The sequence below is a fragment of the Catenibacterium sp. RTP21428st1_D7_RTP21428_210409 genome, from assembly GCF_040227455.1.
GTDB classification, from domain to species: Bacteria; Bacillota_I; Bacilli_A; order Erysipelotrichales; family Coprobacillaceae; genus Catenibacterium; species Catenibacterium mitsuoka_A.
The window spans coordinates 1-13,828 of record NZ_JBEHVX010000070.1 but is presented as its reverse complement, the minus strand read 5'-3'; the positions used below and the strand labels follow the sequence as shown (position 1 = coordinate 13,828).

Genomic DNA, 13,828 nt, shown 5'->3' with positions numbered 1-13,828 from the left:
CTTAATGTAACTGGTAATACTATTTTCTATAATAACTAACTTATCTTCTTATTTCCAGTTTCTGCTTGCAATTCGGGCTTTTTTTTAAATGTCATGATGACTTTAAAGAGATCACCATCTATTTCTATATCAAATGTACCACCCTGAGCAACGACAAAGCTTTTCGCAATCGCGAGTCCTAGACCGCTGCCTGTTTCATGACGGGATTTATCTCCACGTACAAAACGTTCCTGGATTTCTTCACTAGAGAAGTTCATTTCTACTTCACTCATATTCTTGAATATGACTGAAACATAGTCTTCTTCCTCATGAATATCAATATAAGCTCGACTATGTGGCATGGCATACTTACCAATATTAGTTAATAGGTTTTCAAAGACACGATATGTCTTATCTCCATCTAAGTGTACAACAACATCTTCGACATTCTTAATGACCTGGATATCTTTAGATTCTAATACTTCAATACATTCAGCTAAGGACTGATCAACTAACGCTTGTAATCTTAAATCAATAGGATGAAGGTCAATATTACCACTAGAGGCTTTAGAAACATCAAAGAGATCCTGAATGAGATTGGAAAGTCTATTTGTATATTTTTCTAACTGGTTTAAATATTCAGTTCTTGTTGCTTCATCAGCTTGTGTATTCTTAAGTAAAATAACATAGTTCTTAATACATGTAAGAGGTGTTTTTAAATCATGAGAGACATTGGTAATAAGTTCTGTCTTCATATTCTGTGATTTTGTTTCTTCCTTTACAGCTGCTTCAAAACCAGTTTTCAGGTTATTTAAGCGATTACGCATACTGTTGAAAATACCTAGATCATCTTCTATTTCTGTATCAAAGTGACCATGAGAAAGCTGTTCTGTAAAGTTAAGCATATTTTCATAATCATTCTTTACCTTCAGTGACTGCTTTCTTATATATAAGAAAGAGATCATTACATAGATAATCGCAAAGATTGTCTTACTAGGTGAAATGACATATAAAATAATAACGAGCAATGCATTACAGATAGTAAATTTCAAGATATCCTGATTGATATTATCCTTCAAATCAAATTCAGTCACTCTATTACCTAGTTCCTTTGTTTTTGCATAAAGGGCATAAATGCATGTATTGTTTCTAAAATAGTCCATTCCATTCATAAGCATATACTTCACAGTAAAGCATAACATTGAGAACAAGAAATAGAAAATGAGCATACAGAAGAAATAGAGGCCATAACTGATAGATGTAGCATAAGCTATATTATGTCTTGCAAGGGCACCTTGAAGTTCTCCCATCATCACAAGAGCACCTGTTACTCCTGATGCCCCTATAAAAATAAAACTAGTTAATCCAATAATGATAATAACAGTTAATAGCTTCCATTGTTTAATTGTGCGATATGGATTAATAACTTCTTCTACTTCTAATGAATTCATTAAAATATATATAAAGATAACTAAACCCAGAAGAAGAGCAACTCCTGAAAGGACTGCAATATCATATTCATCCACAAAATTACGTTCAATATATGTCATAGGCGATTCATACATTGTACAATAATAAGTCATTTCTATATCTTTAGGTAAATTAATACTTACCTGATTTAAATCTACATACGTATTATATACTTTAAGTAAAGATCTTTTTCCATCTTTTCCTTCTTCGAGCTTATATCCTGCATCAAGGTTACTAATAATATCACTTTCATCAAAAAGAGCTACAGTATCCGTGTAAAAATATTTCGAACGCGCACTAGATTTAAAAAATTCTTCATAGGCGACAGGATAATAAGATTTCTGATTCTTATAATACTGTCTTGTCTTTTCATTATATGCTACATAGTGAAATCCATCATCATCCTGTTCCATATCTAAAACAGTTTTGAATATTTCATTCATCGTCGCAGTAGCTGCTTCTTGTGATTTTTCATCTAGCCCATTAAAATTTAAAGGCTTATAATCAGGATCTGTTTTTGATTCAACTGCCATTGTAAGAAACTGCAGCATATATTCATTCGTATTGTCTGCGACTCTTTTCTTATAACCATCCTGCTGTTTGACTGTGATATAAATCATACAGCTCGGACAAGCCAATAATAAGACAATTAAGCCAATAATAAATATACGTCTTTTCTTCATTGTCATCACTCCATCTTTTCTATTTTATAGCCAACACCCCAGACAGCCTTCAAATACTCAGGATGTTTAGGATTGGCTTCAATCTTTTCTCTAAGCCTTCTTACATGAACCATGATTGTTTCTGTATTAATGGCTGTTTCTTCCCAGATAGATTCATAGATTTCTTCTGCAGAATACACCTTACCAGGATAACTCATTAGTAGTTCTAATATCTGGAATTCTTTCTTAGTGAGTCTTACTGAACGACCATTCACAAAGACTTCTTTAGTTGCCTGGTCTAATACTAAACCTCCTACAATAAGCTGATTACTTGGTGTCTGTGTACTTCCCTTTAAATTTAAGATTTGTTCATAGCGTCTTAAATTAGAATTCACTCTTGCAATAAGTTCCATAGGTTCAAAAGGTTTAGTGATATAATCATCTGCCCCTAGATTAAGTCCTGTAATCTTATCAATATCTTCTGTTTTCGCTGTCAAGAAGATCACAGGAATATCTGATACTTCACGAAGTTTCATTGTCATAGTCAGCCCATCCATAACAGGCATCATAATATCTACAATAGCTAAATGAATATCATTGTTTTGAAGTGCAATAAGCCCTTCTTTTCCATTCTCCGCTTCAATGACTTCATAATTCTGACTCTTTAAAAAAATCTTAACTGTTTCTCTAATACCTAACTCGTCTTCTACAAGTAATATTGTATGTTTCATTAACTTAACTCCCCTTCTTCATAATCAGCGAGTCAATGTACTTAAATAAGCGATAATACTGATCATAATAACAGGAAATAATAATGTGAACATAAATGTTTCAAACATATGTATCCCTCCTTCGCTTATAAGTATAGTGACTAAAAATAAAAAGATTCGTGATGAAATTCTTAAATAATTCTAAAGAAAAAACCTCCGAGGAGGTTTTATTTCTTCTTTTTCTTATGTCTTGTCTTTTTACGATAAGGATTGAACTGCTGCTGAGTCTTCATTGGTCTTTGTGTTGGCATACCAGTTGTGGGATCAATGTTACCTAACTGCTTCATGACCTTACGTGACTGTTCAAACTGTTTTAATAGCTTATTCACTTCAGTCACAGACTGACCGCAACCCTTAGCAATTCTTTCTTTACGTGATGAATTAATCATATCAGGATTTGCACGTTCTGCTTTAGTCATAGAATAAATGATTGATTCAGTCATCTTCATCTTAGCAGCGGCATCATCATCATTTAAATTAGGAATCTTAGGCATTCCTGGAATCATCTTTAATAAACCAGATAAAGGACCCATCTTTTGAAGTTTCTTCATCTGATCAAGCATATCATCTAAACCAAAAGTACCGGCTTTCATCTTATTGAAAGCTTTCATACTTTCTTTTTCATCATAAACATCCTGTACCTTTTCTACAAGGGAAACAACATCCCCCATACCAAGGATACGATCTGCCATACGGTCAGGATAGAAATAATCGATTTCGTCTAATTTTTCACCTGTACCGATATATTTAATAGGGACATGAGTGACATGTCTAATAGAGAGGGCACCCCCACCACGTGCGTCACCATCTAACTTAGTTAAAACTGCACCAGTGATTCCTAGTCTATCATTGAATGTTGAAGCAACATTAACGATTTCCTGACCAGCTAATGAGTCAACAACTAAAAGGATTTCATCAGGATGGGCAATTTCTTTAACGTTTGCAAGCTCCTGCATCAACTTTTCATCAATCTGTAAACGACCAGCAGTATCGATGATCACTACATCGTTGTGATCATCACGCGCTTTAGCTAAAGCTTCAGTAACGATTGTTTCTACAGGTGTATCAGTGCCTTTAGAGAATACTGGAATATTAAGTTGTGCCCCTAATGTCTTTAACTGATCAATGGCAGCAGGACGATAAATATCGCCAGCAACCAATAAAGGCTTCTTACCTTGTTTCTCAGTGATTAATTTAGCAATCTTACCAGCAGTTGTAGTTTTACCTGAACCCTGTAAACCAACCATCATGATGATTGTAGGATCTTTAGAGTAGTCTACAGTCACCATTTCTGTACCAAGTAATGATACTAATTCATCATGAACAATCTTAACAAGAACCTGTCCTGGTTTTAATGAACCAATAACGTTCTGACCGATTGCTTTTTCTTTTGTATTTGCAATAAACTCTTTAACTACCTGGTAGTTAACATCGGCTTCAAGTAAAGCCAAACGGATTTCACGAAGCATCTCCTCCATGTTTGCTTCAGTAAGAGTCGCTTGTCCTGTTACCTTTTTTAATGTCTCTTGGAGTCTATCTGATAAAGATTCAAAAGCCATAATTACCTCCCTAGATATTCTTCAGCATTTCAAGATATTCATCAATATCTTCATGCTTCTTATTCTTTTCTTCTTCAATCTTATTAATTAAATTAAGTCTCTTACGATGATTTTCAAGAATATGTAATTTAGATTCATACTTCTCTAAACTCATCACAGAACGCTTAATATTATCAAAAACAGCATTTTTAGAAACACTTAAGTCTTCAGCTATTTCTGATAAAGACAGATCTTCCTCATAGTAGAGAGAAAGATACTGTTTCTGTTTGTCTGTCAACAATTCTCTATAACAATCCATCAAGAGGATGACTTGTTCTTTCTTTTTTAACTCTTCATCCATCATCTTACTCCATTAGATCATTACACAAACCATAAATATACTGTTCAAGATCAAATTCCTGTAAGTCATCAATCTTTTCACCTAGACCAATAAACTTAACAGGGATATTCAACATATCCTTAATAGAAAGAATAATACCACCCTTGGCAGTACCATCCATCTTAGTAAGGACGATACCTGTAATATCTGTAATCTTAGAGAATTCTACAGCCTGTGAAATACCATTCTGACCTGTTGTTGCATCTACTACAAGTAATGTTTCCTGAGGTCCTTCTGGTACAACTCTCTTGATGATACGATTCATCTTTTCAAGTTCTTTCATTAAGTTTACTTTATTCTGTAAACGTCCTGCTGTATCACAGATGAGTACATCATAACCGCCTGCTTTTGCCTGTTCTAATGCATCAAAGATAACAGAAGAAGGATCTCCTCCTTCTTTTCCCTTAACACAAGGAATATTTAAACGGTTTGCCCATTCAGCAAGCTGTTCTATAGCACCAGCTCTAAATGTATCACCGGCAGCCACCATAACCTTCTTGCCTTCTTCATGCATAATCTTATTGGCAAGCTTAGCGATAGTAGTTGTTTTCCCTGCACCATTGACACCAACCATCAAGATGACTGTTAAGTCATTTTCTGCATAGTTGATCTTAGTTGTCATATATGAATCATTGGCATAGATGACAAACATCTTATCAACGATAATATCATTAATCGCATGAGGATCCTTGATATTTTCAAGACGTACTTCCTTCTTGATTTCATCTACAATCTTCATAACCATGTTGACACCAACATCACTCATGATCAGGATATTTTCTAACTCATCAAAATATTCATCGTTGATTTCACGATATCTTGCGGCTAACGCATTAATTTTAGATGAGAAAGAAGCAGATGATTTATCAAGACCAGCAACATACTTCTCATTCTGTTTTGTAGACTTACCTACAAATGTTTCTTTAATCTTTTGAAAAAATCCCATAATGCATCCTCCTAACTGCTTGCATATTCAGTGGCATCCTTAAGCTTAACACTGACAAGCTTAGTGACACCTTTTTCCTGCATTGTAGCCCCGTATAATAGGTCACATTCAGCCATAGTTCCTTCACGATGTGTAACGACAATAAATTGTGTCTGATCTGAGAAACTACGCAAATACTTCGCAAAACGCTCTACATTCGCAATATCAAGTGCCGCTTCTACTTCATCGAGAATACATAAAGGAGATGGCTTTACGCTGATCATCGCAAATAAACAGCTTAATGCGATTAGTGCATTTTCTCCTCCTGAGAAAGAATGCAGCTTAGCAGCCTTTCCAGGTGGCTGTGCTTCAATATCAATACCTGTTTCTAGAATATTATCTGGATCAGTATATTTAAGTGAAGCATGTCCTCCGCCAAATAAATAACGGAATACATCGTTGAACGCCTTATTGATTGCTTCAAATGAAGCGCTGAACTTCTCAACCATAATAGCATCCATATCTTTAATAGCTTTTAATAAGCTATCCTGTGCTTCTAATAATTGTGAACGCTGTGTACTTAGTGTTTCATAACGTGTACTTACATCATTGTATTGTTCAATTGATTCTACATTGACATGTCCTAGTGACGCTATACGCTGTCTTAAATCACGTACTTTATCCTTAGCCTTATCGATATCAATAGACATATCGGCTTTTTCCTGCGCATGTTCAAAAGTCATTGCATATGCATCATTAAGTCTTAATAAGTAGTTCTGAATTTCTGTTTCTAAACGAGACTTTGCGACCTTCTTATCCGTACTCTGACTTTCTACATCTTTTAAAGCAGCACGATGTTCACGTAAACGACGAGAGACTTCTTCGTTTTCATTCACATAACCCATACGGATTGTACGTTTTGCCTGAATTGTTTCTTTTAATTCATCACGACGTCTTTTTGCATCATTTAAACGATCGAGTAATTCATTGTTTTGAGTGCCTTTGATGACTTCATCAAGTTCGACACTCTGGTGTGTCAAGTTTTCATAATCAGCCTTAGCAACTTCATATTCATTCTTCTTATTTGTGACAACAAGTTCAAGTTTTGCGAGAGACATCTGTTTCTGCATAAAGAGCTGTCCAATTTCTCTTCCCTCATTTTCTAATGTATGAAGATCGGACTTCATCTTATTAAGATCTTTTTCTTGTTGATCCAATGTATGAGACACACGTTCTAATTCTCTTTTAGACATCATTGAATTATTTGTATGCTTATTTGCCCCACCAGTTAAAGAACCACCTACATTGATGATATCTCCTTCAAGGGTGACAACACGATAGCGATGATAAATAGACTTTGCGATTTCTGTCGCATGATCTAGATGATCAGCTACAATTGTATTACCTAACTGGTTTAATATAACATCACTAATAGACTTATCATAAGTCACAAAATCACTCATTACACCTAAATATCCAAGAGACTGTTCAGCAAGCATCTTTGCTTCATCTCTTAATAATCTAGGTTTCATTGTATCAATAGGTAGGAATGTTGCACGTCCTGCCTTATTCTTTCTCAAGAAATAAATAGCTTCTTTTGCCTGATCATTTGTACGAGTGACAATAAATTGAACTGCCCCACCTAGCGCTGTTGCAAGTGCTGTTTCATAGGTTTCTTCTGTTTCAATCAGATCACCTAAAGTACCACAAATACCAGATAAAGAATTCTTCGCACCTAAAATAGTACGTACACCATAGCTATAGCCACTCTTATTCTCAATAATATCAGTCAGTCTTGTCTTCTCAGTACGAGAATTATGAATGTCAATATTCTTCTTTTCAATTAACGAACGAAGATTTGCCTGCTGTTTCTTATTTAAAGAATCTTTCTGTGCCAAATCATTCTTTTCTTTCTTGACATCATTATAACGCTTCACTCTATCGTTATAATCTATAATCGCATCTTGAAGAATAGACTTCATACTTGCTTTCTTTTGTTCTATATCTTCCTGGCTTGTTGTTTCTAATATATGCTTACGATTGGCATCAATTTCAACCTTCTGTGTTTCAAGACTGCTGACTTCATTCATTGCCTCTAATAGCTTTTCCTGAAGTTCATTGACTTCCTGGTCAAGTGCATACATCTTCTTTTCAAGTTCTTCACTCTGCTTTTCATCAAGAATAACAGCACCATCATTGGTAATACGTTCATTTTCTAGGTCTTCTAACTCTTTATTTAAAGTCTTTAATTCTTCAGAAAGAGTACTGATTTCCTTTACTAGCACTGAAACTTCTACTTCCTGAAGTTCTTCTTTGAACTCTAAATATGTTTCAGCCTTTTCTTTTTGTCTTTTCAATGGTCCTATCTGTCGTTCTAATTCACTACAGATATCCTGAACACGGTCTAAATTGTCTGTTGTACGTTCAAGCTTTCTGACTGTTTCAATCTTACGTTTCTTATATTTTGCAACACCTGCTGCTTCTTCAAACATCGCACGTCGATCTTCTGGTTTGCTTTTCACAAACTCATTGATATTATTCTGAGAAATAATAGATAAAGAATCTCTACCAAGACCTGTATCCATAATCAAATCAGTAATATCCTTTAAACGGCACTGTTCTCTATTTAATAAGAATTCAGAATCACCTGTACGATAAAGACGACGTGTGATTTCTATTTCATTAGAATTAAAATCAAGAAAATGATCTTCGTTATTAAAGACAAGTGTCACTTCTGCTTCACCCTGTGCTTTACGATCTTCACTTCCAGAGAAAATGACATCCGTCATTGTTTCTCCACGCATTGCCTTTGCAGACTTTTCTCCTAGTACCCAGCGAATGGCATCAGTAATATTTGATTTACCACATCCATTAGGTCCTACTATTCCAGTAATACCTGGCATGAATTCAACTACACTTTTATCCGCGAAGGATTTAAAACCATGAAGTTCAATTCGTTTTAAATACATGTTATTCCTCTCTAATCTAAAATAACTTTGCCGTCTTCAAAGCCCTTTACGATTGCAAGAGACTGTACTTCATATCCAGCTTCTTCAATTCTATGTCTTCCCTGCTGGAATCCTTTTTCAACGACAATACCAATACCTTCAACTGTTGCTCCTGCCTGATGACATAAGTCAATCATGCCCATAACAGCTTCACCATTAGCTAAGAAATCATCCACGATTAATACATGGTCTTCTGGACTTAAATACTTCTTAGAAATCTGTCCAATATAGTCTTTATTCTTAGTATAAGAATGAATTTCTGTAGTATAGAAATCATTGTCAGTAATTGCAGAAGAACCTTTCTTAGTAAATACTACATGACAATTATTGAATTTCTGTGCAACGACAACAGCTAAACCAATACCACTTGCTTCAATAGTAACAATCTTGTTGATTGGTTTATTGTTATATCTTTCATAGAATGCATCTGCAATCTTATTAAATAGTTCTACATCAATCTGATGATTTAAAAAACTATCTACTCTTAATACATTCTCATTAATAACATATCCGTCTTCTAAAATCTTTCTCTTTAACTCTTCCATCTTCACTAATCCTTTTTCTTTTTTGTGAGTCCTGTAAACATCTCATATGGGATATAAACAGTAAATACAGAACCAACATCTTCTTGTGATTCTACATCTATTTTATAGTGATGTAAATCAATAATCCTTTTTACTATAGATAAACCAAGTCCATTTCCTTCAATTGTACGTGATTTATCCTGTCTATAGAATCTTTCAAAGATATGAGAAATAGCATCCTGGCTCATTCCCACACCTGTATCTTCAAATCTTACCTGTAGTTCAGTGGCTGTTCTTCTCACTTCTACTGTCACTACACCATGCTCATTCGTATACTTGATCGCATTACTTAATAAATTGATCCATACCTGTTCCATACGGCTTTCATCGGCTTCAATAATGAATTCTTTTTTAGGATGAATGAATTCTATTTCAATATCCTTACTTAAAGCCGCATTATCTTCCATCTCAATAACACGATTAAGCTGTTCAATAAGTGGGAACTCACTCTTATCTAATGATGTATCTTCACCATCTAATAATGTTAATTGAAGCATATTCTTAGATAGATGAGACAAACGATTTGAGTTGAACAATATAATATCAGCATATTTCTGTCTTTGTTCATCTGTCAGATTCTCATTCTTTAATATTGTCGCAAATCCACTAATAGCCGTTAAAGGCGTCTGGAACTCATGAGATACATCCGATATAAATTGTTGTCGGATTGTTTCCTGCTTAGCGAGTCTGACTGCCATTTGATTGAAGGAAGCATACAATGAGGATATTTCATCCTTTCCTTCATAATTGACACGCACCTTATAATTCCCTTTCGCAAGCTCATCAGTGACCTTTGTGAGACGTGAGATTGGTTTCACAATAATATCTGCAACAATCAGGAAGACAATACTTCCTGTCATCATAAAGATGATAGCTGCACTTGTATAAGACTTCATAAAGATATCTTTTGTAGCAGAAAAATCCTTCTGAACTGTAATCACATATGTTTGATTATCAATCTTAAATGCTTTTGCATATTGCGAAATGATTCCTTCGCTACGTAATGACTTTTCTTTAGAAGTCGCAAGTGTTTTTAATTCATCATCTTTAAGTATAAGTTTCTTATTAACATGTCCATAACTTTTGGTCTGTCCTTCACATGTGACGGTGAAAGACATTTCTGATGTTTCTGAATAATCTGCTAAAATCTTATCCTGATTCTTATCATCAATTAACTTGATCAAATCTGCAATATGATTGGAAGAATGTTCTAACTCTTCTAATGCCAGTTGATCAGAGTCACGATTATAAGATCTGATTGTAAAGAAACAACAGATTGAAAAGCTTAATAAAGATGTTAATAAAAAGCCAATTATAAGTTTACTATAAATAGACTTCATTACTCAACCTCTATTTTATAACCTAAGCCACGTACTGTCACAACTTTGAATCCTGGGAGATGTCCAAGATTCTCACGAATACGCTTAATGTGAACATCTACTGTACGATCAAAACCGTCATAATCCATTCCCCAGATTTTTTCAATAAGCTGTTCTCTCGTGAAAATCTGATTAGGATTCTTTGCGAGTTCAAATGCCAATTCAAACTGTTTTAAAGGAAGATGGATAATCTGATCCTGATAACGCACTTCATATTTATCACCATCAAAGATGACATCACCAATCTTCACTACATTAGAAGAATTAATACTATAACGCTTTAAGATTGTTTTAACACGCGCCATTAATTCATCTGGGTCAAAAGGTTTTGTAACATAGTCATCAATACCTAAAGAGAATCCTCTTAATTTATCTTTTGATTGTGATTTAGCTGTCAACATAATGACCGGGAATTCACGATATTGTCTCATTTGTTCAACAAGTTCAAAACCATCCATTCCGGGCATCATGATATCAACAACAGCCAAATCAATATATTGGTTTTCTACTATATCCAATGCTTCTTCAGCATTAGCTGCTTCAATTGTATCAAAACCTGCTTTATCAAGATAGAAACGCACCAATTCTCTAATATGCATTTCATCATCTACAACCATGATTTTAGATTTCATCTTATTTCACCTCATTTTTTTCATTATATCATACTTATTGCATCATGAAGAGATGAAAGTAAGTCCTCAAGCTGATCTAGACTCGAAAGTGTTGCACCTGAAGCAAGGGCATGTCCTCCCCCACCAAACTTAGCAGCCACTTCATTAATAATCGCATTTCTAGAACGAATAGAGACACGATAGACATTATCTTTCGTATTTTCTGTAATAGCACACCAGACTTCAAATTCCTTGACATTTGCAAGTGTATTGACGTAGCTAGAACCTTCTTCACGACTAATACCTAATTCTTTAAGGTCTTCATCCTTCAATATATAGTAAGCCACTTTATCATTGACTTTATAATTGTTCAAGATAAACTGCGTGACTTTTAAATCTTTTTCTTCTCTTAAATACATTGTTTGATAGATTTCTTCAATATTAATACCTGATTCCAATAAATAAGAAGCTGCCTTGAATGTACGCTCATCAGTAGAGCGATACATAAATCTATTTGTATCACCAATAATACCCATATATAAAGCACGTGCACCTTGTTCATTTAAAGAATAATTATCCTTTACTTCTTCTAATAATAGAGAAACAATCTGTGAAGCACTTGATGCAGTGGCATCTTCAATATTGATATCTCCATAAGAATCTACGACGATATGATGATCAATCTTAATGATCTTCTCACATACTGAAATATCACCATCAATACGTTCACGATTAGCTGTATCAATCACAATACCTAGAGTAGGAAGTTCTTTTTCTTCATCTATAGGGGCATTGAATTTTTCCCATAAAACATTATCAAAGCTCCCTTTTAACACAACATTGATTTCTGGAAAGTTTTCTTTTAAGAAATAATACATACCTACAGTAGAACCAAAAGCGTCATAATCAGGATTAATATGACGATATAAGAATACTTGTTTATATTGTTTTAATAAATTAATTATTTTATCCATAATTTAACCCACCTTTTCCCCCATTTTAACATACTTTCATAGAAATAAAAAAGACAGAAATCAATATATGACTTCTGTCTGTCATTTTATCCTAAATGTAATAGTTTCATAGTATCTCTAGCGATTTCTACTTCTTCATTTGTAGGGATTACAAAGACATCAATCTTAGAGAACTGATGAGAGATTAATCTATTTTCGTCTGAACGAATCGCATTTGATTCTTCATTGAGGAATACACCTAGTGCACGAGAACAATCATCGATAATCAAACGTCTTAAGTAAGCAGCATTTTCACCTACACCCGCAGTGAAGGCAATCGCATCTAAGCCACCTAATTCAACGAAATACTGACCAATATATTTAGAAACAATACGTGAATATAATAAACCAGTTAATAATGCACGTTCATCACCTTCATTGAATAAAGCATTTTCAATATCACGTGAATCTGAAGAAATACCTGAAATACCAAGCATTCCTGATTTCTTATTATAGATATCTAATACTTCATCAGGTGTTTTATTCAATTTCTTACATAAATAAGGCATGATAGATGGATCGATTGTACCACATCTAGATCCCATCATTACACCTGCTAGTGGTGTGAATCCCATTGATGTATCAATACACTTACCATCTAATACTGCAGAAAGTGATGCGCCATTACCTAAATGACATACGATGATACGTGAATGTTTTGGATTACCTAATTCTTTAATAACCTGTTCAGAAACATATTTATGACTTGTACCATGTGCACCATATTTTCTAATCTTATAGTCTGTGTAATATTCTAATGGTAATGGATATAAATATCTTTCTCTATCCAATGTCTGATGGAATGCTGTATCAAATACGAATACATGTCCTACTCCTGGAAGAGCTTCTTTGAATGCACGATATCCTACTAAGTGTGCAGGGTTATGTAGTGGTGCTAATTCACATAACTCTTCTACCTTACTTACTACGTCTTCATTTACAACAGCACTAGAATCAAAGTATTCACCACCGTGTACAATACGATGTCCTACCCCTTCAATTTCTTCTAGCTTTTCAACAATTTTTTCCTTCACTAATGCTTCTAACAATAAAGAAACAGCGACCTTATGGTCTGGAATAGGTAATTTTTCTGTTTTCTTCTGTCCATTATGCTTAATAGTAAAAATTCCTTCTTCTAGTCCAATTCTTTCCACAATACCTGAGCAGATTACTAGTTCTGAAGGCATTTCTAATAACTGGAATTTTAATGATGAACTACCAGCGTTTACCGCCATGATTTTAGCCATATTATAACCTCCTTAAAATCATATAATTTTATTTTACTAAAATTTTATATAAAAGACAACAACAACTTGTAAGCGTTCTCATACAAATGTGTAAATTTTTACCCGAATTGCAAGCAGAAACTGGAAATAAGAAGATAAATTAGATTTTATAGAAAATGGTATTATCAGTTACATTAAGTTTAGCTAGTTCGTTAAGAAATAGTTCTTCAGAAGAAAGATATCCAAGTATCTTTCTTTTCTTC

At 34.2% G+C, this 13,828-nt stretch carries 11 protein-coding genes; all 11 read right to left on the bottom strand.

Annotated features, from left to right (window positions below; genetic code table 11):
- Positions 1 to 35: 35 nt before the first annotated feature.
- The 11 genes from ABUA27_RS09695 to ABUA27_RS09645 all read right to left on the bottom strand — a co-directional run bounded on the left by ABUA27_RS09695 (position 36) and on the right by ABUA27_RS09645 (position 13,586).
- On the bottom strand, positions 36 to 2,132 hold the full coding sequence (locus tag ABUA27_RS09695; protein WP_349820627.1) for a sensor histidine kinase: 2,097 nt from the start codon (positions 2,130 to 2,132) through the stop codon (positions 36 to 38).
- A gap of 5 nt (positions 2,133 to 2,137) precedes the next feature.
- A complete protein-coding gene (locus ABUA27_RS09690) occupies positions 2,138 to 2,842 on the bottom strand; it encodes a response regulator transcription factor (RefSeq protein WP_129981007.1) in 705 nt (234 codons plus the stop codon).
- Between the two features lie 206 nt (positions 2,843 to 3,048).
- Positions 3,049 to 4,440: a signal recognition particle protein gene (ffh, locus tag ABUA27_RS09685; protein WP_287844912.1), complete on the bottom strand. Its 1,392-nt coding sequence runs from the start codon at positions 4,438 to 4,440 to the stop codon at positions 3,049 to 3,051.
- Between the two features lie 10 nt (positions 4,441 to 4,450).
- A complete protein-coding gene (gene ylxM / locus ABUA27_RS09680) occupies positions 4,451 to 4,780 on the bottom strand; it encodes a YlxM family DNA-binding protein (protein WP_022424280.1) in 330 nt (109 codons plus the stop codon).
- A gap of 4 nt (positions 4,781 to 4,784) precedes the next feature.
- A complete protein-coding gene (ftsY, locus tag ABUA27_RS09675) occupies positions 4,785 to 5,765 on the bottom strand; it encodes a signal recognition particle-docking protein FtsY (protein ID WP_022424279.1) in 981 nt (326 codons plus the stop codon).
- A gap of 11 nt (positions 5,766 to 5,776) precedes the next feature.
- Entirely contained in the window at positions 5,777 to 8,713 is a 2,937-nt protein-coding gene (locus ABUA27_RS09670; RefSeq protein WP_129981005.1) for a chromosome segregation protein SMC, read from the bottom strand.
- Positions 8,714 to 8,724: 11 nt separating this feature from the next.
- Positions 8,725 to 9,297: a xanthine phosphoribosyltransferase gene (locus ABUA27_RS09665; protein WP_129981004.1), complete on the bottom strand. Its 573-nt coding sequence runs from the start codon at positions 9,295 to 9,297 to the stop codon at positions 8,725 to 8,727.
- Positions 9,298 to 9,302: 5 nt separating this feature from the next.
- Entirely contained in the window at positions 9,303 to 10,676 is a 1,374-nt protein-coding gene (locus tag ABUA27_RS09660) for a sensor histidine kinase (protein WP_129981003.1), read from the bottom strand.
- The gene (locus ABUA27_RS09655) at positions 10,676 to 11,347 is read right to left on the bottom strand and encodes a response regulator transcription factor (RefSeq protein WP_022424275.1); all 672 of its coding nucleotides are present in this window, start codon (positions 11,345 to 11,347) and stop codon (positions 10,676 to 10,678) included. The genes ABUA27_RS09660 and ABUA27_RS09655 overlap by 1 nt, the downstream gene beginning before the upstream one ends.
- Before the next feature lie 23 nt (positions 11,348 to 11,370).
- Positions 11,371 to 12,300: a DHH family phosphoesterase gene (locus tag ABUA27_RS09650; RefSeq protein ID WP_349820626.1), complete on the bottom strand. Its 930-nt coding sequence runs from the start codon at positions 12,298 to 12,300 to the stop codon at positions 11,371 to 11,373.
- Between the two features lie 86 nt (positions 12,301 to 12,386).
- Positions 12,387 to 13,586: an acetate/propionate family kinase gene (locus ABUA27_RS09645; RefSeq protein ID WP_129981001.1), complete on the bottom strand. Its 1,200-nt coding sequence runs from the start codon at positions 13,584 to 13,586 to the stop codon at positions 12,387 to 12,389.
- Positions 13,587 to 13,828 lie beyond the last annotated feature (242 nt).

Coding starts and splice junctions, on each gene's coding strand:
- ABUA27_RS09695 (WP_349820627.1), bottom strand. CDS start 2,132: ATGAAGAAAAGACGTATATTTATTATTGGCTTAATTGTCTTATTATTG.
- ABUA27_RS09690 (WP_129981007.1), bottom strand. CDS start 2,842: ATGAAACATACAATATTACTTGTAGAAGACGAGTTAGGTATTAGAGAA.
- ffh (WP_287844912.1), bottom strand. CDS start 4,440: ATGGCTTTTGAATCTTTATCAGATAGACTCCAAGAGACATTAAAAAAG.
- ylxM (WP_022424280.1), bottom strand. CDS start 4,780: ATGGATGAAGAGTTAAAAAAGAAAGAACAAGTCATCCTCTTGATGGAT.
- ftsY (WP_022424279.1), bottom strand. CDS start 5,765: ATGGGATTTTTTCAAAAGATTAAAGAAACATTTGTAGGTAAGTCTACA.
- ABUA27_RS09670 (WP_129981005.1), bottom strand. CDS start 8,713: ATGTATTTAAAACGAATTGAACTTCATGGTTTTAAATCCTTCGCGGAT.
- ABUA27_RS09665 (WP_129981004.1), bottom strand. CDS start 9,297: ATGGAAGAGTTAAAGAGAAAGATTTTAGAAGACGGATATGTTATTAAT.
- ABUA27_RS09660 (WP_129981003.1), bottom strand. CDS start 10,676: ATGAAGTCTATTTATAGTAAACTTATAATTGGCTTTTTATTAACATCT.
- ABUA27_RS09655 (WP_022424275.1), bottom strand. CDS start 11,347: ATGAAATCTAAAATCATGGTTGTAGATGATGAAATGCATATTAGAGAA.
- ABUA27_RS09650 (WP_349820626.1), bottom strand. CDS start 12,300: ATGGATAAAATAATTAATTTATTAAAACAATATAAACAAGTATTCTTA.
- ABUA27_RS09645 (WP_129981001.1), bottom strand. CDS start 13,586: ATGGCTAAAATCATGGCGGTAAACGCTGGTAGTTCATCATTAAAATTC.